The following is a 20,632-nucleotide window of genomic DNA, read 5'->3' as shown; positions in this document are numbered from 1 at the left end:
AGCAGTTCCTCGCCGCTGACCAGCGACACCGGGCAGCCGTGGGTGGCGGTGTGGGCGGCGGTGTCGGCGCTGTCGCCGTTGGGGTTTTTCGCCTGTTTCGGCGCGTCGTCGTGAGGTTCCTGCCGGCTCAAACGCGTCGTGGCAGCAGATTTGTTACGGGCAATGGCGACCGGATTATTGACCAAAAGATCGGTCGATCCCGCCGTGCTGATCTGCAATGGAATGGCGGGTGCAGGCTTTAACGGTGCCTTCCGGGCATTCACCGACAATGGCTTGAGTACGCCCGCGTGAGCGCTCAGATCGGAGCGACTCGTCAGCTCCGCCAGCCGCAAACCCGCCGCGGCCAGCCAGCGTCTGGCGCGCTCGGACTTCATTTTGTTGAGTACTTTGGCGCTGATGCCGAGCTTCAGGCCTGTAGGACCGGTCAAGCACACCAGCAGGAAACTGATCAGCAACTCTGTACGAACTTCCGCCACGACTTCGGCGATGTACTGCGGCGGCAAAAGCTTCAACCAACTGGTGAAGGCGGCCAGATGGATGAACATCAAGGGCTCGTCGCTCAGCACCAGCAACAGATTGGCGATGGACTCGGACGAAGCCGCCAGCAGCGCCTCAAGTTCCGCCTCGGTCAGGTATTCAAGGAGTTTTGCGCTGTTGGCCTGCAGGTCGGCGACCAGGGCGTAGAGCTGCTTCACGTCGTCCCATAAACCGTGCAACGCGTGCTCGACACCCCGCCAATCGGCCTGTCGCAGCAGGCCGTAGCGTTCAATGAAGTCAGCCTTGGAAAACCCGTCCCACAGCGGTTGAAACTCGCTCGCCCACTCATCGCGCAGCCAGCCTTCCAGCTCACTGACGACGCCTGCGTAAGAGGCATACAGGGCCTTGACGTGATCGGTGGTGACGTTGGGAAAAAAGGTGATGCGATAACGATTGCCACGCCAGCAATCGGAGATTTCGAGGATGCCGCTGGGGCCGATGGTTTCGTGTATCGGTGCGCCAAACACTGGCCCGTCCGGGCCTTCGGAAATCAGCGGTTCGAGCACGACGGGTGTATTGCCGATTGGTATGAAGCGTGCGGCTTCAAACAGATGCACCAGGGTCAGCGGTCCGCTGGCGGGGCACTGGGCGACGGTGGAACTGACGGGGGCGGTGGAATGCTTCGGTGCGCTGAGGCGAACGTCGTTGCCGACCTTGAACACCTGCTCGACATCCAGTGCGCCGCCGGTCCAGAAGCTCTCCGCCCAGGCTTCGTAGTTGTTGAGACAGAGGCGAAAATCACCGAACAGCGCTTCGACGTCCGGCTGCTCCGGGTTCATCGCGGCGACCACCAGCAAGCCGATGGTGTTGTTCAGGGCCAGCAGCTTGTCAGGATCGAACATGCGCAGTGTTTCGCTCGAATGAAGGAGCGCGAAACTCTGCAGCGGATCAATCAGGAAAGAAGTCGGGAAAGGAGGTGTTTCGTGTAGGGCGATTCGTTAAATCATCGGTACCGCATCGAGAGCGCTCGGGTTTTGCCCGTTGCTCTATGCCAACCGCGCTCGCTATGCTGCTGAAACCTTTAATCAGTCACTGAGCCGGCCGCACCCGAGCCGCCTGGGATGTCATTGAAAACGGATCAGATGCGATGAATGCAGCGCTCAATGAGTTCGGCCCGATCAAGGCCGTGATTTTCGATATGGACGGCTTGCTGCTGGACACCGAGGGCATTTACACCGAGGTCACGTCCATCATTGCGGGTCGTTACGGGCGGACATTCGACTGGAGCATCAAGCAGAACATCATCGGTCGTGGCGCCGGGGACCTGGCGCGTTACGTGGTCGAGGCGCTTGATCTGCCGATCAGCGCCGAAGAGTTTCTGGTGATCCGCGAACCGCTGATGCGCGAACGTTTTGCTACCGCACAGGCGATGCCTGGCGCACAGGAGCTGGTGCGGCATCTCAAGGCCAACAACATTCCCATCGCGGTGGGTACCAGTTCGTCGAGCCAGTCGTTTGGTCAGAAAACCACCTTGCATCGGGACTGGTTCGCGCTGTTCGACACCATCGTCACCGCTGACGATCCGGAAGTCGGCGCGGCCAAACCGGCACCGGATATCTTCCTGACGGCGGCGCGACGCCTGGGTGTCGCACCGCAGGATTGCCTGGTGTTCGAGGATTCGCCGTTTGGTGTCACGGCGGCGAAGGCGGCGGGGATGACGGCGATTGCCATTCCGGATGCGGCAATGGCTGATGAAAAGTACGCGCACGCCGATGGGATTCTTCGTACGCTCAAGGCGTTCAGGCCGAGTGCCTGTGGCTTGCCTGCGCTCGATTGGACCTGACATAAGTCCCCCCTGTGGGAGCGAGCAGGTTCGCTCCCACAGGGGTTGTGGTTGGCTGACCTTTATCAGGCGCCGAAGCCACCATCGATAGTCAGGCTCGCACCGGTGATGTAACCAGCCTCGGGACTGACGAGGTAGGCAACGAAACTGGCGATTTCTTCAACTTTGCCGTAACGCCCGACGGCCATCAGCGGGATCAGGCTGTCGGCGAAATCACCTTCGGCCGGGTTCATGTCGGTATCGACCGGACCGGGTTGCACATTGTTGATGGTGATGCCTTTCGGGCCGAGGTCGCGGGCCAGGCCCTTGGTCAGGCCGACCAGCGCCGACTTGCTCATGGCGTAGGGGCCGCCACCGGCGAAGGGCATGCGGTCGGCGTTGGTGCTGCCGATGTTGATGATTCGACCACCCTCGGTCATATGGCGGGCGGCGGCCTGGGTGGCGATGAACACGCTGCGGACGTTGATGGCCAGGGTCTGGTCGAAATCTTCGAGTTTGAAATCTTCCAGTGGGGCGACGGCCAGCACGCCGGCGTTGTTGACCAGGATGTCCAGTCGACCGAAGGTTTCCACCGTCGCGTTCACGGCGTTGCGGATGGCTTCGGCGTCGGCGCTGTCAGCCTTGACGGCCAGGGCTTTGCCGCCGTCGGCGATGATGCTGTTCTGCAGTGCTTCGGCCTTGGCCGTGGAGCTGACGTAGGTAAAGGCAACAGTCGCGCCTTCAGCGGCCAGACGTTTGACGATGGCAGCGCCGATACCGCGGGAGCCGCCTTGAATCAATGCCACTTTGCCGCTGAGGTTCTGAGTAGTCATATCGATCTCCAAAGTCCCGAGGCAGGATGTCCCGGTTGATGGAGCCTAGTATCGATATCCGATTGCATGCTGTGTAGACGGTAATTGCGATAGTCTGTGTAAACCAGAAGTTTATAGTGGCGCCTATGGAAACCTTCAGCAGTATCGAATGCTTTGTTCGCAGCGCCGAGGTCGGCAGCTTCGCCGAAGCCGCCCGGCGCTTGAGCCTGACCCCGGCGGCGGTGGGCAAAAGCGTTGCCAAGCTTGAGGCGCGACTGGGGGTACGGTTGTTCCAGCGCAGCACCCGCAGCCTGACGTTGACGGAGGCCGGCCAGGTGTTTCTCGGCGAAGTCAGTGCCAGTTTGCACACGATCCAGAATGCCGTGGCCAACCTTGCCAGCGCCGAGGGGCGTCCGGCGGGGACGTTGAAAGTCAGCATGGGCACGGTGTTCGGGCGCTTGTACATCGTGCCGCTGCTTGGGGAGTTTTTGCGGCGCTTTCCGGCAATCAACCCGGACTGGCATTTCGATAATCGTCAGGTTGACTTGATCGGCCAGGGCTTCGACGCCGCCATTGGTGGCGGGTTCGAACTGCCCCAAGGCGTGGTGGCGCGCAAACTGACGCCGGCCCATCGTGTGTTGGTGGCTTCTACCGACTATCTTGCGGCGCGTGAGACGATCAATGAGCCGGACGATCTCAAGCAGCACGAAGGCATCCTGATTCGCTCACCGCAGACGGGCCGCGTGCGTTCCTGGCAGTTGACCAGCCGCAGCCAGCAGCACAGTCCCTTGATCCTGAAAGCGCGGATGACCATGAGCGATTCGGAAGCAGCCTGCGCCACGGCGACCCAGGGCCTGGGCATTGCGCTGGTGAGCATGCCGTTCGCCGTGGGTTATCTGCAGGCGGGGACATTGCAGCGGGTGCTGCCGGACTGGTATGTCGATGACGGCAATATCTCGATCTATTATGCCGAGCACAAACTGCTGCCGGGCAAGACCCGGGCGTTTGTCGATTTCATTATTGAGCAGTTTGCAGAGCAGGGGTTGGGGCGGCGGTTCAGTGCCATCTGAACACGTCTTTGAATCGAGGTGCTCCCATCGCGGGCAAGCCACGCTCCCACAGGGTCAGCGTCGTTCACCGCATCGTGGTACGACGCAAATCCTGTGGGAGCGTGGCTTGCCCGCGAAGAACGATAACGCGATCTATCGGGCAAACCGCCCCGGCCAGCCAATGATGTTCTTCGGCCGCGGTGTCGCATACGTCCGCACCTTGGAAGTGGACAACCCCAACCGCACCAGCGATTCGGCAATGGTCACAGCCGCCGTCACGCCATCCACTACCGGCACGCCGGTGCGTCGGCGAATCTGCTCATCCAGCCCGGCCATGCCGCCGCAGCCCAAGCAGATCACCTCGGCCTTGTCCTGGGTCACTGCCAGTTCGGCCTGATGCACGATGGCCTCCAGCGCGCGTTGCGGTTCATGCTCCAGTTCCAGTACCGCCAATCCACTGGCCCGCACTGACGCGCAACGATCCCAAAGCCCGGACAGTTTCAGGCGATCTTCGATCAGCGGCACGGTGCGATCGAGGGTGGTGACCACCGAATAGGCGTGGCCGAGAAACATCGCGGTACTCGCCGCCGCGTCGGTGATGTCCACCACCGGCACGTTGAGCAGTTCCTGCAGGCCTTCGCGGCCGTGTTCGCCATAACCGGCCTGGATCACCGCATCGAAGGGTTGGTCGTAGGACATCACTCGGTCCATGACGGCAATGGCGGCCAGGTAGCTTTCGAAGTTGCCTTCGACGGAGTCGGCACCGAAGTGCGGCGTCAGGCCGACGATTTCCGTGCCGGGGGAAGCAACGGCCTGCGCCGAACGGGCGATGGCCTGGGTGATGGATTCGGTGGTGTTGACGTTAACCACGAGAATTCGCATGGGAAGTCCTTATAACGGGGTAGTTCTGCGGCCCGACGCTGCCGGGCCGCGTCGGGATCAGTGGCTGACGTTGTCGACGGCGATGGATTCACCACTGACGTCGGCGTAGTGAGGTTGGCGTTTGGCAATGATCAGATAGAGCATTCCGGCAATGCCGGCACCGATCAGCCAGGAAAACGGCGACACGCTGTCGAAACCAGGTACCAGCGCCAGGACGATGGCGATCAAGGCGGCGGGAATGAACGCCGCCACGGCGCGCAAATTGACTCCGCGGCTGTAGTAATAAGCACCGTTCGGGTCTTCGCTGTACAACTGCGGCACGTTGATCCGGCCTTTTCGTACAAGCCAGTAGTCGACCATGATCACGCCATACAACGGGCCGAGCAGGGCGCCGAGACCGGAGAGGAAGTACACGATCACCAGCGGGCTGTTGTAGAGGTTCCACGGCAGGATCAGTACGGCAATGGCAGCACTGATCAGGCCGGCGCGGCGGAACGTCAGGTACTTGGGCGCCAGGTTGCTGAGTACGAAGGCCGGGGCAACGAAGTTGGCCATGATGTTGACCGCCACGGTGACGATCAGGAATGCCAGGCAACCGAGGACCAGAAAGAAGGTGTTGGGGATCGAGGCGATGATTTCGGTAGGGCTTTCAATAATGTGGCCATTGATCTGAAATTGCGCACCACACAGCAGGACGGTAATGGCGGCAAACACCAGAATGTTCACCGGCAGGCCCCAGAAATTTCCGATCTTGATGGTCTTGCGGCACGGCGAAGAGCGGGCAAAGTCGCAGAAGTTGAGGATCAGGGTGCCGTAGATCGCCAGCCACAGTGCGCCGCCGGCAAAGATATTGCGCCACATCTCAGCGCCGGTCAGCGGTTCGCGGATCGACCAGGCGATGGTCGCGTTGGCCTGGAAGTACATCCACCCGGCGAGGGCGGCGACGGTCAGCAGAATCACCGGCCCGGCAAACGCCTCGTAACGTCGCACCATTTCCATCCCATAGGCGAGGATCGCCAGTTGCACGAACCAGATCGCGACAAAACACACCCAGCCCAGGGTCGACAAACCGAGGATCGAGTCATGGTCATAGTCGGCGAATCCGGGATGGATGGCGGTCAGCAAGACACGAAAGACCACCGAGGCCAGGTACGTCTGAATGCCGAACCAGGCGATGGCGATAACGGCGCGGATCAATGCAGGAATTTGCGCACCGTGGATGCCGAAACTGATCCGGCTGATGACTGGAAACGGCACACCGGTCTTTTGTCCCATGTACCCGGACAGATTCATGAAGCAATACACCAGCGCCGCGCCGATCCCCAGCGACAGCAGAATCTGCCAGCCGCCCAGGCCCAGGGCATAGAGGCCGATGGCGAACGAGTAATTGGCAATGTTGTGAACGTCGTTGGTCCACAGGGCGAAGATGCTGTATTTGCCCCAGCGTCGACCTTCAGCCTTGGTCGGCGCCAGGTCCTTGTTATGCAAGCGTGGGCTGAGTAACACGGGGCATTGCAGGGTGTGATCACCGGTGGTTTGAGTGGAAGGGGAGGAGGGCAGATCCAGCGCAATATTGTTGTTGGAGAGGCTTGTACGCATTCCGGCAGGCTCCTGATGCTCGACCCGCGATGACTGTGCATGAGCGTTGGCTCGACAAATCTTCGTCGCGGGTGGCGAATATCATTGGTTACGGGGCATCTGCAGCCTGTACGGGATAGGGCGCTTCAGGCTTGCGGATCTAAAGTGTTTTTATGTTTTGAGGTTATTGTATACAAAACATGTATGCACTTAAGCCAGATCTGTGCCAGTCCTGAATCTATGGATTTCGTTGCTCATTTCGTTTGGTTATCAAAAGGCGCTAAGGCGCTGAAAAACGGGCGATATAAGCTGACCGATTGCGCAGGTATTTATTTTTGCGGATGGATTTTCAGGCGCGCGAAGCAACGCAAGTCAGGCGGGGAAATGTAACTTTTGGGTGCGCAGAAACAAAAAGTGCACACATAAATGGCACCGACGGTGACATTCGTGTGTACACATTTTAAGGCGAATCAATCAAATCTGTGGGAGCGGGCTTGCCCGCGATAGCGTCGGTACATTCAACATCAATGTGACTGAGAGATCGTCATCGCGGGCAAGCCCGCTCCCACATTGGATATCACTAGGTTTCGGATCAGGCCTTGGACTTGCTGATGATATTCCCCGCATGCAGTCCGCATTCTTTCTGCGTCGCTTCCTCCCACCACCAACGCCCTTCACGCTCGTGCTGGTTCGGCAGCACCGGGCGGGTGCAGGGTTCGCAACCGATGCTGATGAAACCGCGCTCATGCAGGCTGTTGTACGGCAGCTCCAGCATGCGGATGTAACCCCAGATCTCTTCGCTGGTCATTTGCGCCAGGGGGTTGAATTTGTACAGGGTGCGCTCCGGGGTGGAGAACGCGGTGTCGATTTCCATCACCGCGACGGCACTGCGGGTGCCCGGGCTCTGGTCACGGCGTTGGCCGGTGGCCCAGGCTTTCACGCCGGACAGCTTGCGGCGCAGCGGCTCGATCTTGCGGATGCCGCAGCATTCGCCATGGCCGTCCTTATAAAAACTGAACAGGCCCTTCTCCTTCACGAACGGTTCAAGTTTGGTGTAGTCCGGCGACACCAGTTCGATGTCGATCTTGTAGTACTCGCGCACCTGATCGATGAAACGGTAGGTCTCGGGGTGCAAGCGACCGGTGTCGAGGCTGAACACCTTGACGTTCTTGTTCAGCTTCCAGGCCATGTCCACCAGCACCACGTCTTCGGCGCCGCTGAAAGATATCCACAGGTCATCGCCGAACTCGGCGAACGCGAGTTTCAGGATGTCCTGGGCAGATTTGTTGGCATAGGTCGTGGCGAGTTCCACGACGTCGAACGTTGGGCTCATCAGGGCGGCTTCCTACAGGTCGGTGGCGCTGGGCGCTCTATATGGGGTCGATGGTAACAAAAAGCTGCGCCGGCCGGGGCGTCCTCTGCGTTGCGCGGTGGGGGTGGAGCCGCTAGAGTTCGGGCTCGCTCGACTCAATAAACAATACAAATGGGAGTGTCTTGTGGAAATTGCCTGTCTGGATCTTGAAGGTGTGCTGGTCCCGGAAATCTGGATCGCGTTTGCCGAAAAAACCGGGATCGAATCCCTCCGGGCCACTACCCGGGACATTCCCGACTACGACGTGTTGATGAAGCAGCGCCTGCGGATTCTCGACGAACACGGTCTGAAACTCGCCGATATCCAGGAAGTGATCGCTACGCTCAAGCCGCTGGATGGCGCGGCCGAGTTCGTCGGTTGGCTGCGCGAGCGTTTCCAGGTGGTGATTCTGTCGGACACCTTCTACGAGTTTTCCCAGCCGCTAATGCGTCAACTGGGCTTCCCGACTTTGCTCTGCCATCGCCTGATTACCGACGATACCGGGCGGGTCACTGGCTATCAGTTGCGTCAGAAAGATCCCAAGCGTCAGTCAGTATTGGCATTCAAGAGCCTGTACTACCGAGTGATTGCGGCGGGGGATTCCTATAACGACACCACGATGCTGGGTGAGGCGGATGCGGGGATTCTGTTCCACGCGCCGGAAAATGTGATTCGCGAGTTCCCGCAGTTTCCGGCGGTGCATACGTTTGAAGCGTTGAAGCAGGAGTTCATCAAGGCGTCGAACCGTACCTTGAGTCTGTAGTCGTCCAGGAGGACGCTTTCGCGGGCAAGCCCGCTCCCACAGGTATTACGTTTGCCCTGTGGAAGCGGGCTTGCCCGCGATGCTGTTAAAGGCTCTGTAATGTATCGAGCAGTACCTTCACCTTGGTGATCGACTCCTGATACTCCGCCTGCCACTCGGAATCGGCGACGATCCCGCCACCACCCCAGCAACACACCTGCCCATCCTTGACCAGCAAGCTGCGAATGGCGATGGAGCTGTCCATCTCGCCGCGTACGTCCAGGTACAGCAGTGAGCCGCAATACAACCCGCGTCGGGTCGGCTCCAGTTCGTCGATGATCTGCATCGCGCGAATCTTCGGTGCACCGGTAATCGAGCCGCCGGGGAAGCTGCCGGCGATCAGGTCCAATGCGTCCCGTTCATCTGCCAGTTCACCGGTCACGCTGCTCACCAGATGATGCACATTGGGGTAGCTTTCCAGGCTGAACAGTTCCGGGACCCGGACCGAGCCGGTGCGGCAGGTGCGACCGAGGTCGTTGCGCAGCAGGTCGACGATCATCAGGTTTTCCGCACGATCCTTGGGGCTGGCCAGCAGTTCGGCGGCATTGGCCGCATCTTCGGCCGGGGTCAGGCCGCGAGGGCGCGTGCCTTTGATCGGACGGGTTTCCACATGACCTTCGCTGACTTTGACAAAACGCTCAGGTGACAGGCTCAGCACCGCGCCACCGTCGGGCAAGCGCTGGAAGCCGGAAAACGGCGTCGGGCACGCCAGCCGCAGCGCGCAATACGCCGCCCATGGGTCACCCTGGCAGGGGGCGCGGAAACGCTGGGCGAAGTTGACCTGATAGCAGTCACCGGCCTGGATATATTGCTGAATGCGCTCGATGGCCTGCCGATACTGATCAACGCTCAGGTCGGGCTTCATGGGCGCTTGCAGTGTGAACGACTCGACCGCCTCAGCGGCGGGCTGGCTGAACAGCTGGATCAGGCGTTGACGCTCGCTGTCGGCCAGCGTCGGGTGAAACACCAGCTGACTGGTGGCCTGGTGGTGATCGCTGATCAGCGCCCAGTCGTACAGACCGAAACGTGCATCCGGCAGTTGCAGGTCGTCCTGCGCCTGGTGTGGCAGATTTTCCAGGTGGCGGCCGAAGTCGTAGCTCAGGTAGCCGATCAAGCCGCCCGCGAACGGCAACTCATAGGGTGCCGGCAACGATGCTTCACCCAGTCGAGTCAGGTTATCCCGCAGGCGTTGCAGGAAACTGCCGCCACGTTCGTCAGGCGCTACCGTCAGTTGTTCCAGCGGCCAGGCGCTGAGCAGGTCAAACCGGCCACGCTCGGCGCTGGGGCGGCCACTGTCGAGCAGTACGGCACCGGGGGCATGACGGATGGCCGCGAAATAGTCGGCGGGGTTGGCGCGATAGGGCAGGGGGTGTACGGAACAGGTCAGCATGGGCGGGTTGGATCGGCCATCGAGGCGGGGTGGCGATTGTAGTCCCCTCGGGGAATTGCTCCTAGAGGGGATTGATGACCTGTAGGAGCGAGCATGCTCGCGAAAAACGCCGGAACAACGTGGGCATTCAGAAACCCGCGTAATCATTGACGACCATCGCGAGCAAGCTCGCTCCTACAGGAAGGGATCAACCTTCAACCGGCGGAATATGCCCGAACATCTCCTGCACAAACGCCATGCGTTCTTCGACGGTTTCGGTCACGCCGCGAGCTTTCAGCTCTTCCAGCCGCGCCTCGACCGCATGGGTGCGCAAGGTCAGGCCGCAATCATTGGCAATCTGGATGTTCAAGCCCGGTCGGGCGTTGAGCTCGAGGATCAGCGGGCCTTTTTCCTGGTCGAGCACCATGTCGACACCGATGTAACCCAGGCCGCATAACTCATAGCAACCGGCGGCGAGTTTCATGAAACCGTCCCAGTAGGGCAGTTGCACGCCATCCACTGCGTTGGTGGTGTCCGGGTGCTTGGTGATGATGTTGTTCAGCCAGGTGCCGCGCAGGGTCAGGCCGGTGGCAAGGTCGACACCGACGCCGATGGCGCCCTGGTGCAGGTTGGCCTTGCCACCGGACTGGCGGGTCGGCAGGCGCAGCATGGCCATGACCGGGTAACCCATCAGCACGATGATGCGGATATCGGGCACGCCTTCGTAGCTGATGCTTTTGAAGATCTGGTCCGGAATTACCCGGTACTCGATCAGCGCCCGGTCGCGGTGCCCGCCGAGGGAATACAGCCCGGTGAGGATGCTGGAAATCTGATGCTCGATTTCCTCGTGACTGATGATCTTGCCGGACACCGTGCGATAGCGCCCCTCGAAGCGGTCGGCGATCACCAGGATGCCGTCGCCGCCCGCGCCCTGGGCCGGTTTGATCACGAAATCGCTGCGTTCGCCGATGATCTCGTCGAGCTTGTCGATTTCCTTTTCGGTAGAGATCACTCCATACAACTCCGGCACATGGATGCCGGCGGCGATGGCGCGTTCCTTGGTGATGATCTTGTCATCGACGATCGGGTACAGGCTGCGCTTGTTGTACTTGAGCACATAGTCTGCGTTGCGCCGATTGATCCCCATGATGCCCCGGGCTTCCAGGGCCTTCCAGGTCTTCCAGAAACCGAACATCAGGCATCAGCCTTTTTCAGGAAGGCCTTGAAACGCACCAGCTCGGTCAGGCGGTAGCCGCGATAGCGCCCCATCGCCAGCATGAAGGCCACCAGGATCAGCAGGATCGCCGGGAAGGTGAACACGAAATACACCAGTTCCGGCACGCTCATGATCAGGTGTGACAGGGTGGCGGCGAACAGGGTGCCGATCGCCACTTTCATGGCATGGCTGGCGCCACGTTCTTCCCAGGTGATCGACAGGCGTTCGATGGTCATTGTCAGAATCACCATCGGGAACAGCGCCACCGACAACCCGCGCTCAAGACCGAGTTTGTGGCTGAGCAGGCTGATGGCCGCGATCAACACCACCACGAAGGTCAGCACCACCGACAGCCGCGGCAGCATTTGCAGTTTCAGGTGTTCCAGATAGGAGCGCAGCGACAGCCCCAGGGCCGTGATGATTGTGAACAGCACGATGCCGAAACCGAGCTGGGTTTCGCGGAAGGCCAGGGCGATCAGCACCGGGGTGAACGTGCCGAGGGTCTGCAGGCCGATCAGGTTGCGCAGGATCAGGATCACCAGCACACCGATCGGGATCATCACCATGATCATGAACGTTTGCTGGGTTTGCAGCGGCAAGCCGTACAGCGAGTATTCGAGGAAGTTGGCGTCGGTGTTTTCGTCGGTCAGCTTGGCCAGGCGAATGGCGTTCATTTCGCTGTTATTCATGCTGAAGGTGACGGTGGCTTTCTTGCCGCCATCGACGGTGATCAGGTTTTCATCGCCGGTCCACCACAGCAGGCGGTCGGTCGGCAGGCCCTGTTCGCCGGTTTCCGGATTGAAGTACAGCCAGTCGGTGCCGTTGAAGCTGCGCAACCAGAGTTCCGGGGTTTGCGGTTGATCGGCCACCAGGCGAATGGTGTGGACCTTTTCCACCGGCACATGGGCGATGGACAGCACCAGTTCAACGATCCTGGCCTTTTGCGCGGTGGACGGATCGCCTGCCAGCAGCAGCTTCACGTTGTCGTCGTTGACATTGTTGACACGCTTGATCGCTTCGCCGACGAAGGTTTCGACGTCGGCCGAGTGTTGGCGAATCGGCGCGAGCAGGGCTTCGGCGGCGATTTTTTCCGGGCCTTCGATGGCGATGCTGTCGCGGAAAGTCGGCCCTTTGATCTTGGTTTTTTCGGCGCTGTAGCGCTTGGTCAGCACCAGGCGGTAATAAAGGGTCTGGTTGCCTTTGGCCCGACGTGCCGACCAGGTGACCTTGCGGTTGCCATCGACGCGGTTGACCGCCACCCCATAGTTATTGGAGATGAAGCTTTCGTTGAGGCTGACGTAGTCGCGGCTCAACGGCGGCACGAACATCTGGATCTTGACCGGGTCCTTGGCACTGGCGACGAACTCGACCTTGGCGTCGATGTTCCACAAGTCGTCGGTGGCGTCTTCGGTCACGGGAATGCCCAGCACGAAGATCTGATAGGCCGTGACTGAAATGCCCAGCACCACCAGGATGGCGATCAGCATTTTCAGATGAAGGGTAAGAGAGCGCATTGGAATTACTCTGCGGTATGAGCGTCGGTGGCGCAGGCGGGTTTGCCGGCAGCGTATTTAAGACTGGGGTCGACCAGTGCATCGAAGCGTTTGAGCGCTTCGGAGCCGATCAAAAGCGGGTATTGGAACGCGCTACGGTCGGTCAGGTTCACTTCGATGCTGCGTAAGGCCGAGCCCATGCAGATATCCAGTTCGATCACCGGACGGGCGGTGTACTTCTTGCCTTCTTCCGGATCGTAGTCACCGGCGCGGCGCTTGATCTTGCTGACGCGGGCCAGCGGTCGTTCGATCGGGTGCGAATGGGCGGCGTCGATGGCCAGATAGAAGCGTACCCAGGATTCGCCATTGCGTTTGAAACGCTTGATGTCGCGGGCACTCAGGGAAGCGGTTTTCGCCCCGGTATCGAGTTTGGCGGCTACTTCGAGGTCGATGCCGCCCAGCGACGCGTACTCATTGAGGCCATACACAGTCTTTTCCCCCGCCACTGCAAAACCGGGCAGGCAAAGAAAATAAAGGAATGTGGAGAAGGGCTTGAGTCTCATAAATCCTGGTGCGCAGCGGTCCGTATTTCGATTCAAGACCCTGGCATTGCTGCGCAAGCTCCTCGTATGCCTATCAGCTATTTATGACAGACAGTGCAGATGTGACAAACAAATGCGGGCGGCATTCTAGCACGGTGGTTTGATGGCGCCAGCGCTGGCGGGCGGCTATAACCAGAGCTGCTGCATCGTGTTGGTGCAAGCGGTTATTAGACGATTGTCGACAATATCGATTTATCCTTTGACTGTGGTTGCTGAATTCGCTAGTTTTTGCGGCATTGGTTTTCAAGGTGTCGACAATATGCTGGATCAACTCGATCCGCCGCTTACCGTCCAGGACGATTCGGAAACACTGTCCGAGAACGTCTTCCGGCGCATTCAGGCGGCTATCGTCAAGGGCGAGATCGCTCCTGGCAGCAAAATTTCGGAGCCGGAGCTGGCTCGTACCTATGGCATCAGCCGCGGTCCGCTGCGCGAGGCTATCCACCGGCTGGAGGGTCAGCGCCTGCTGGTGCGCGTACCGCACGTCGGGGCGCGGGTAGTGTCGCTCAATCACGCGGAGCTGCTGGAGCTCTACGAAATCCGCGAATCCCTCGAAGGCATGGCCTGTCGTCTGGCGGCCGAGCGAATGAGTGTCGAAGAAATCGACGAACTGCGGCGCGTCCTCGAAACCCACGAGCGCGATGAAGCGTTCCAGGCTGGCCGAGGCTATTACCAGCAGGAAGGCGATTTCGACTTCCACTACCGAATCATCCAGGGCAGCGGTAACCGCACCCTGACGCAAATGCTCTGTGGCGAGCTCTATCAATTGGTGCGCATGTATCGCATCCAGTTTTCCACCACGCCCAATCGTCCGCACCAGGCCTTTGCCGAGCACCACCGAATTCTCGATGCCATCGCCGACCGTGACGGTGAACTGGCCGAGTTGTTGATGCGCCGTCACATCGGCGCTTCCAAACGCAACATCGCCCGTCACTACCAGGACGGCGCCAATCCGACAGCCAAACGAGGTGAGTCATGAGTTCCAACAAGAGCACTCCAGGCCAGCGTTTCCGCGATGCGGTCGCCAGCGAGCATCCATTGCAAGTGGTCGGCGCGATCAATGCCAACCACGCGCTGCTGGCCAAGCGTGCCGGTTTCAAGGCGATTTACCTGTCCGGCGGCGGCGTCGCTGCCGGCTCCCTCGGTGTGCCGGACCTGGGCATTACCGGTCTGGATGACGTGTTGACCGATGTGCGCCGCATCACCGACGTTTGCGATTTGCCACTGCTGGTAGACGTGGACACCGGTTTCGGTTCCTCGGCGTTCAACGTCGCCCGTACCGTCAAGTCGATGATCAAGTTCGGCGCGGCAGCGATTCACATCGAAGACCAGGTCGGCGCCAAGCGCTGCGGTCACCGTCCTAATAAAGAAATCGTTTCGCAGCAGGAAATGGTCGACCGCATCAAAGCGGCCGTCGATGCCCGTACCGATGACAGCTTCGTGATCATGGCTCGCACCGACGCCTTGGCCGTGGAAGGCCTGGAGTCCGCTCTGGATCGCGCGGCGGCGTGCATCGAGGCTGGCGCCGACATGGTATTCCCGGAAGCCATCACCGAACTGGAGATGTACAAACTGTTCGCCAGCCGCGTGAAAGCACCGATCCTGGCCAACATCACTGAATTTGGCGCCACACCGCTGTACACCACCGAGCAACTCGCCGCTGCCGACGTGTCGCTGGTGCTGTACCCGCTGTCGGCCTTTCGTGCCATGAACAAGGCGGCGGAAAACGTCTACACCGCGATCCGCCGCGACGGCACGCAGCAAAACGTCATCGACACCATGCAGACGCGCATGGAGCTTTACGATCGCATCGACTACCACACCTTCGAGCAGAAGCTCGATGCGTTGTTTGCGGCGAAGAAGTAAGTCGAATAACTCCCTAATAAATTCAAGATTGGAGGCAGCAATGGCCGAAGCAAAAGTACTCAGTGGCGCCGGGCTCCGTGGCCAGGTTGCCGGGCAAACCGCACTGTCCACCGTGGGCCAGTCGGGCGCAGGGCTGACCTATCGCGGCTACGACGTTCGCGAACTGGCGGCTGACGCTCAATTCGAAGAAGTCGCTTACCTGCTGCTGTACGGCGAACTGCCGAGCAAAACCCAACTGGCAGCCTACATCAGCAAGCTGAGCAAGCTGCGCGACCTGCCGCAAGCCTTGAAAGAAGTGCTGGAACGCATCCCTGCCGACGCCCATCCGATGGACGTGATGCGCACCGGTTGCTCGTTCCTGGGCAACCTGGAGCCAGAGAAAGACTTCTCCGAGCAGCACGACAAGACTGATCGCCTGCTGGCCGCGTTCCCGGCGATCATGACCTACTGGTATCGCTTCAGCCACGAAGGCAAGCGCATCGATTGCGTGAGCGACGAGCCGTCCATCGGCGGTCACTTCCTGCACTTGCTGCACGGCAAAAAGCCGAGCGAGCTGCATGTCAAAGTGATGAACGTGTCGTTGATCCTCTACGCAGAGCACGAGTTCAACGCTTCGACCTTCACCGCACGGGTTTGCGCATCGACCCTGTCGGACCTGTACTCCTGCATCACCGCGGCCATCGGTTCGCTGCGCGGTCCGCTGCACGGCGGCGCCAACGAAGCAGCGATGGAAATGATCGAGCGTTTCTCGTCGCCAGAGGAGGCGGTCGAGGGCACCCTCGGCATGCTGGCGCGCAAGGACAAGATCATGGGCTTCGGCCACGCGATCTATAAGGACAACGATCCGCGTAACGAAGTGATCAAGGGCTGGTCGAAAAAACTCGCCGCTGAAGTGGGCGACAAGGTGTTGTTCCCGGTTTCCGAAGCGATCGACGCCACAATGTGGGAACAGAAGAAGTTGTTCCCGAACGCCGACTTCTACCATGCCTCGGCGTACCACTTCATGGGCATCCCGACCAAGTTGTTCACACCGATTTTCGTCTGCTCGCGCCTGACCGGCTGGGCTGCCCACGTGTACGAACAACGCGCCAACAACCGCATCATCCGCCCCAGCGCCGAGTACGTCGGCGTCGAACAGCGCAAGTTCGTGCCAATCGAACAACGCTGAATGGTGGGGGCTCTGACGCAGGGATTTGGATGTAGCGCAAATCCCTGTGGGAGCGGGCTTGCCCGCGATGACGGAGTTACATACGACACAAATGTCGGCTGACCCACCGCAATCGCGGGCAAGCCCGCTCCCACAGTGGATTGTGTTGATTTCGAATCCGGCGCCAGGCCCCACCCTTTTGTATTTACCGTGACCGAGTCCTGACCGATGAACACAGAATTCCGTAAACCGCTGCCCGGCAGCCATCTGGATTACTACGACGTCCGCGCGGCGGTCGAGGCCATCCAGCCCGGCGCCTACGACACCCTGCCGTACACCTCCCGCGTGCTGGCGGAAAACCTTGTGCGTCGCTGCGACCCGGCCACGCTCACCGAATCCCTGAAGCAATTCATCGAACGCAAGCGCGACCTCGATTTCCCATGGTTCCCGGCCCGCGTGGTGTGCCACGACATCCTCGGCCAGACCGCACTGGTGGACCTCGCCGGCCTGCGTGACGCCATCGCCTTGCAAGGCGGTGACCCGGCGCAGGTCAACCCGGTGGTGCCGACGCAACTGATTGTCGACCACTCCCTGGCCGTCGAGCGTGGCGGCTTCGATCCCGAGGCGTTCGAGAAGAACCGCGCCATCGAAGACCGTCGCAACGAAGACCGTTTCCACTTCATCAACTGGACCAAGAAGGCGTTCAAGAACGTCGACGTGATCCCGCCGGGCAACGGCATCATGCACCAGATCAACCTGGAGAAAATGTCTCCGGTGATTCAAGTGCGCGACGGCGTTGCATTCCCCGACACCTGCGTCGGCACCGACAGCCACACACCGCACGTCGATGCGTTGGGCGTGATCGCCATTGGCGTCGGTGGCCTGGAAGCCGAGAGCGTGATGCTGGGCCGCGCGTCGTGGATGCGCCTGCCGGAAAGCGTCGGTGTCGAACTGACCGGCAAGCTGCAGCCGGGCATCACCGCCACTGACATGGTGCTGGCGCTGACCGAATTCCTGCGCAAGCAAAAAGTGGTCGGTGCATGGCTGGAATTCTTCGGAGAAGGCGCCTCCGCACTGACGCTTGGCGACCGTGCCACCATTTCCAACATGGCCCCGGAGTACGGCGCCACGGCGGCGATGTTCTACATCGATCAGCAGACCATCGACTACCTCAAGCTCACCGGCCGTGAAGACGACCAGGTGCAGTTGGTCGAGAACTACGCCAAGCAGGTCGGCCTGTGGGCGGACAGCCTCAAGGGCGCGCAATACGAGCGCGGCCTGACCTTCGACCTGTCTTCGGTGGTGCGCAACATGGCCGGCCCGAGCAACCCGCACGCCCGTGTGGCGGTTTCGGATCTGGCGGCCAAAGGCATCTCCGGCCAGTGGGAAGACGTACCGGGTCAAATGCCGGACGGCGCGGTGATCATCGCGGCCATCACCAGCTGCACCAACACCAGCAACCCGCGCAACGTGATCGCTGCCGGCCTGCTGGCGCGCAACGCCAACAAGCTCGGCCTGACCCGCAAGCCGTGGGTCAAATCGTCTTTGGCGCCGGGTTCGAAAACCGTGGCCCTGTACCTGGACGAAGCCGGCCTGACCGATGAACTGGAGCAGCTCGGCTTCGGCGTCGTGGCCTTTGCCTGCACCACCTGCAACGGCATGTCCGGTGCGCTGGATCCGGTGATCCAGCAAGAGATCATCGACCGCGATCTGTACGCCACTGCCGTACTGTCCGGCAACCGCAATTTCGACGGCCGGATTCACCCGTACGCCAAGCAAGCGTTCCTCGCCTCGCCACCGCTGGTGGTCGCTTATGCCATCGCCGGCACCATCCGTTTCGACATCGAAAAAGACGTGCTGGGCGTAGTCGATGGCAAGGAAATCCGCCTGAAAGACATCTGGCCAAGCGACGAAGAAATCGACGCTGTGGTGAAAGCTTCGGTCAAGCCGGAACAGTTCCGTCAGGTCTACATCCCGATGTTTGCCATCCACGAAGACACCGGCCCGAAAGTGGCGCCGCTGTACGACTGGCGCGAGATGAGCACCTACATCCGCCGTCCGCCATACTGGGAAGGTGCGCTGGCCGGGGCTCGTCCGCTCAAGGGCATGCGTCCGCTGGCGGTGCTGCCGGACAACATCACCACCGATCACCTGTCGCCATCCAACGCCATCATGCTGGACAGCGCCGCCGGCGAATACCTGGCGAAAATGGGCCTGCCGGAAGAGGACTTCAACTCCTACGCGACTCATAGGGGCGATCACCTCACTGCGCAGCGCGCGACCTTCGCCAACCCGAAACTGTTTAACGAAATGGTCCAGGAAAACGGCAAGGTCAAGCAGGGCTCGCTGGCGCGGGTCGAGCCGGAAGGCCAGGTCATGCGCATGTGGGAAGCCATCGAAACCTACATGGACCGCAAGCAGCCGCTGATCATCATCGCCGGTGCCGACTACGGTCAGGGTTCGTCCCGCGACTGGGCGGCCAAGGGCGTGCGACTGGCGGGTGTGGAAGCGATTGCCGCTGAAGGTTTCGAGCGCATTCACCGTACCAACCTGGTAGGCATGGGCGTGTTGCCGCTGGAGTTCAAGCCGGGTACCAACCGTCACACCCTGGCCATCGACGGCAGCGAAACCTACGACGTGATCGGCGATCGCACACCGCGCGCCGAGCTGACGCTGGTGATCCATCGCAAGAACGGCGAGCGCGTCGAGGTGCCAGTGACTTGCCGCCTCGACACCGCCGAAGAAGTGTCGATCTACGAGGCGGGCGGCGTGTTGCAACGCTTCGCCCAGGACTTCCTCGAAGAGTCGGCGGTTGCCGTCTAATACAGGCTGTACGGGCACGGGACTTTGGGTCCCGTGCCCGTTATGAAGGAGCAATCATGTCTCACGCACCGCAGATCAAGATTCCCGCCACCTATATGCGTGGCGGCACCAGTAAAGGCGTGTTCTTCAGCCTCAAGGACCTGCCCGAAGCGGCACAGGTTCCGGGCCCGGCCCGCGACGCGCTGCTGCTGCGGGTGATCGGCAGTCCCGACCCTTACGACAAGCAAATCGACGGCATGGGCGGCGCGACCTCAAGCACCAGCAAAACCGTGATCCTGTCGAAAAGCACCAAGGCCGATCACGACGTCGATTACCTGTTCGGTCAGGTGTCCATCGACAAGCCTTTCGTCGACTGGAGCGGCAACTGCGGCAACCTCTCGGCGGCGGTCGGTTCGTTCGCCGTCAGCAATGGCCTGGTGGATGCCAGTCGCATTCCGCAAAACGGCGTTGCCGTGGTCCGTGTATGGCAGGCCAATATCGGCAAGACCATCATCGCTCACGTGCCGATCACCAACGGTGAAGTGCAGGAAACCGGCGACTTCGAGCTCGACGGTGTGACCTTTCCGGCTGCCGAAGTACAACTCGAATTCCTCGACCCGGCAGCGGAAGAAGAGGGTGGCGGTGGTTCGATGTTCCCCACCGGCAACCTGATCGATGATCTGGAAGTGCCGGGCGTCGGCACGCTCAAGGTCACCATGATCAACGCCGGCATCCCGACCATTTTCGTCAATGCCCAAGACATCGGTTACACCGGCACCGAATTGCAGGGCGCGATCAACGGCGACCCGAAAGCGTTGTTGATGTTCGAAACCATCCGCGCTTACGGCGCACTGCGTATGGGCCTGATTTCGAACATTGACGAAGCGGCCAAGCGGCAGCACACGCCGAAGGTGGCGTTTGTCGCCAAGCCTGCGGACTACGTGGCGTCCAGCGGCAAGGCGATTGCCGCCGGTGATGTCGACCTGCTGGTACGCGCGTTGTCCATGGGCAAGCTGCACCACGCGATGATGGGCACCGCAGCGGTGGCGATCGGCACGGCGGCAGCGATTTCCGGCACTTTGGTCAACCTCGCGGCGGGCGGTGTCGAACGCAATGCCGTGCGCTTCGGTCACCCGTCGGGCACCTTGCGCGTCGGCGCCGAAGCCAGCCAGGTCGACGGCGAATGGACCGTGAACAAAGCCATCATGAGCCGCAGTGCGCGGGTGTTGATGGAAGGTTACGTCCGCGTGCCGGGTGATTCGTTCTGACCCATACCTTATGTAGGAGCGAGCCTGCTCGCGATGGACCTGAGAGTACACGGGGTGTCAGGCACCCAGCGTTATCGTTGACAACCATCGCGAGCA

At 60.6% G+C, this 20,632-nt stretch carries 16 protein-coding genes and 1 pseudogene; 8 read left to right on the top strand and 9 right to left on the bottom strand.

Features of this window, described 5'->3' with window-relative positions; all coding sequences use genetic code 11:
- Positions 1-1,379, bottom strand: a pseudogene (locus FFS64_RS20725) (type IV secretion protein Rhs); the annotation flags it as partial.
- A 245-nt stretch (positions 1,380-1,624) separates the two neighbouring features.
- Here FFS64_RS20725 and FFS64_RS20720 point away from each other — a divergent pair.
- Positions 1,625-2,320: an HAD-IA family hydrolase gene (locus FFS64_RS20720; protein ID WP_095197267.1), complete on the top strand. Its 696-nt coding sequence runs from the start codon at positions 1,625-1,627 to the stop codon at positions 2,318-2,320.
- Between the two features lie 65 nt (positions 2,321-2,385).
- Here FFS64_RS20720 and FFS64_RS20715 read toward each other — a convergent pair whose 3' ends face one another.
- Entirely contained in the window at positions 2,386-3,132 is a 747-nt protein-coding gene (locus tag FFS64_RS20715; RefSeq protein WP_137806946.1) for a 3-oxoacyl-ACP reductase family protein, read from the bottom strand.
- Between the two features lie 125 nt (positions 3,133-3,257).
- On the opposite strand from FFS64_RS20715, the gene FFS64_RS20710 reads away from it, so the two are divergent.
- Complete coding sequence (locus FFS64_RS20710; RefSeq protein ID WP_137806945.1) at positions 3,258-4,181, top strand: LysR family transcriptional regulator; 924 nt, start codon at positions 3,258-3,260, stop codon at positions 4,179-4,181.
- A 132-nt stretch (positions 4,182-4,313) separates the two neighbouring features.
- On the opposite strand, the gene FFS64_RS20705 is transcribed toward FFS64_RS20710, so the two are convergent.
- From FFS64_RS20705 to FFS64_RS20695, 3 genes are all read right to left on the bottom strand, one after another.
- Positions 4,314-5,042, bottom strand: coding sequence for an aspartate/glutamate racemase family protein (locus FFS64_RS20705; RefSeq protein WP_095197270.1), 729 nt, complete (start codon positions 5,040-5,042; stop codon positions 4,314-4,316).
- A 57-nt stretch (positions 5,043-5,099) separates the two neighbouring features.
- Complete coding sequence (locus FFS64_RS20700) at positions 5,100-6,641, bottom strand: NCS1 family nucleobase:cation symporter-1 (protein WP_137806944.1); 1,542 nt, start codon at positions 6,639-6,641, stop codon at positions 5,100-5,102.
- A 571-nt stretch (positions 6,642-7,212) separates the two neighbouring features.
- Entirely contained in the window at positions 7,213-7,953 is a 741-nt protein-coding gene (locus FFS64_RS20695) for a phosphoadenylyl-sulfate reductase (protein ID WP_137806943.1), read from the bottom strand.
- 163 nt (positions 7,954-8,116) lie between these two features.
- Between FFS64_RS20695 and thrH the strand changes: the two genes are divergently transcribed.
- Positions 8,117-8,734: a bifunctional phosphoserine phosphatase/homoserine phosphotransferase ThrH gene (gene thrH / locus FFS64_RS20690; protein WP_137806942.1), complete on the top strand. Its 618-nt coding sequence runs from the start codon at positions 8,117-8,119 to the stop codon at positions 8,732-8,734.
- A gap of 85 nt (positions 8,735-8,819) precedes the next feature.
- Here the strand turns inward: thrH and pabB are convergent, their stop codons facing one another.
- The 4 genes from pabB to FFS64_RS20670 form a co-directional block, all read right to left on the bottom strand.
- Entirely contained in the window at positions 8,820-10,163 is a 1,344-nt protein-coding gene (gene pabB, locus FFS64_RS20685) for an aminodeoxychorismate synthase component I (protein WP_137806941.1), read from the bottom strand.
- A gap of 187 nt (positions 10,164-10,350) precedes the next feature.
- Positions 10,351-11,337 (bottom strand): alpha-L-glutamate ligase-like protein, encoded by a 987-nt coding sequence (locus FFS64_RS20680; protein WP_095197275.1) that lies wholly within the window; start codon positions 11,335-11,337, stop codon positions 10,351-10,353.
- Positions 11,337-12,872 carry an inactive transglutaminase family protein gene (locus FFS64_RS20675; protein ID WP_137806940.1) on the bottom strand — a complete coding sequence of 512 codons (1,536 nt, stop codon included), beginning with the start codon at positions 12,870-12,872 and terminating at the stop codon, positions 11,337-11,339. The genes FFS64_RS20680 and FFS64_RS20675 overlap by 1 nt, the downstream gene beginning before the upstream one ends.
- A 5-nt stretch (positions 12,873-12,877) precedes the next feature.
- Positions 12,878-13,414, bottom strand: a complete 537-nt coding sequence (locus FFS64_RS20670) for an ATP-dependent zinc protease (RefSeq protein WP_095197277.1) — start codon at positions 13,412-13,414, stop codon at positions 12,878-12,880.
- A 301-nt stretch (positions 13,415-13,715) separates the two neighbouring features.
- On the opposite strand from FFS64_RS20670, the gene FFS64_RS20665 reads away from it, so the two are divergent.
- The 5 genes from FFS64_RS20665 to prpF all read left to right on the top strand — a co-directional run bounded on the left by FFS64_RS20665 (position 13,716) and on the right by prpF (position 20,536).
- Positions 13,716-14,432, top strand: coding sequence for a GntR family transcriptional regulator (locus FFS64_RS20665; RefSeq protein ID WP_171017110.1), 717 nt, complete (start codon positions 13,716-13,718; stop codon positions 14,430-14,432).
- Positions 14,429-15,319: a methylisocitrate lyase gene (gene prpB, locus FFS64_RS20660; protein ID WP_095197279.1), complete on the top strand. Its 891-nt coding sequence runs from the start codon at positions 14,429-14,431 to the stop codon at positions 15,317-15,319. Before FFS64_RS20665 ends, prpB begins: the two co-directional genes overlap by 4 nt.
- A gap of 40 nt (positions 15,320-15,359) precedes the next feature.
- Complete coding sequence (gene prpC, locus FFS64_RS20655) at positions 15,360-16,487, top strand: 2-methylcitrate synthase (RefSeq protein WP_137806938.1); 1,128 nt, start codon at positions 15,360-15,362, stop codon at positions 16,485-16,487.
- A gap of 207 nt (positions 16,488-16,694) precedes the next feature.
- Positions 16,695-19,289, top strand: coding sequence for a Fe/S-dependent 2-methylisocitrate dehydratase AcnD (acnD, locus tag FFS64_RS20650; protein ID WP_137806937.1), 2,595 nt, complete (start codon positions 16,695-16,697; stop codon positions 19,287-19,289).
- Positions 19,290-19,345: 56 nt separating this feature from the next.
- Positions 19,346-20,536 (top strand): 2-methylaconitate cis-trans isomerase PrpF, encoded by a 1,191-nt coding sequence (gene prpF / locus FFS64_RS20645; protein ID WP_137806936.1) that lies wholly within the window; start codon positions 19,346-19,348, stop codon positions 20,534-20,536.
- The last annotated feature ends 96 nt before the right edge of the window (positions 20,537-20,632 follow it).

Origin of the sequence: Pseudomonas sp. G(2018), from assembly GCF_005502415.1 — a bacterium.
Classification (GTDB): Bacteria; Pseudomonadota; Gammaproteobacteria; order Pseudomonadales; family Pseudomonadaceae; genus Aquipseudomonas.
The sequence above is the reverse complement of the archived record's forward strand: the minus strand, read 5'-3'. Positions and strand labels throughout refer to the sequence as shown.

Coding starts and splice junctions, on each gene's coding strand:
- FFS64_RS20720 (WP_095197267.1), top strand. CDS start 1,625: ATGAATGCAGCGCTCAATGAGTTCGGCCCGATCAAGGCCGTGATTTTC.
- FFS64_RS20715 (WP_137806946.1), bottom strand. CDS start 3,132: ATGACTACTCAGAACCTCAGCGGCAAAGTGGCATTGATTCAAGGCGGC.
- FFS64_RS20710 (WP_137806945.1), top strand. CDS start 3,258: ATGGAAACCTTCAGCAGTATCGAATGCTTTGTTCGCAGCGCCGAGGTC.
- FFS64_RS20705 (WP_095197270.1), bottom strand. CDS start 5,042: ATGCGAATTCTCGTGGTTAACGTCAACACCACCGAATCCATCACCCAG.
- FFS64_RS20700 (WP_137806944.1), bottom strand. CDS start 6,641: ATGCGTACAAGCCTCTCCAACAACAATATTGCGCTGGATCTGCCCTCC.
- FFS64_RS20695 (WP_137806943.1), bottom strand. CDS start 7,953: ATGAGCCCAACGTTCGACGTCGTGGAACTCGCCACGACCTATGCCAAC.
- pabB (WP_137806941.1), bottom strand. CDS start 10,163: ATGCTGACCTGTTCCGTACACCCCCTGCCCTATCGCGCCAACCCCGCC.
- FFS64_RS20680 (WP_095197275.1), bottom strand. CDS start 11,337: ATGTTCGGTTTCTGGAAGACCTGGAAGGCCCTGGAAGCCCGGGGCATC.
- FFS64_RS20675 (WP_137806940.1), bottom strand. CDS start 12,872: ATGCGCTCTCTTACCCTTCATCTGAAAATGCTGATCGCCATCCTGGTG.
- FFS64_RS20670 (WP_095197277.1), bottom strand. CDS start 13,414: ATGAGACTCAAGCCCTTCTCCACATTCCTTTATTTTCTTTGCCTGCCC.
- prpB (WP_095197279.1), top strand. CDS start 14,429: ATGAGTTCCAACAAGAGCACTCCAGGCCAGCGTTTCCGCGATGCGGTC.
- prpC (WP_137806938.1), top strand. CDS start 15,360: ATGGCCGAAGCAAAAGTACTCAGTGGCGCCGGGCTCCGTGGCCAGGTT.
- acnD (WP_137806937.1), top strand. CDS start 16,695: ATGAACACAGAATTCCGTAAACCGCTGCCCGGCAGCCATCTGGATTAC.
- prpF (WP_137806936.1), top strand. CDS start 19,346: ATGTCTCACGCACCGCAGATCAAGATTCCCGCCACCTATATGCGTGGC.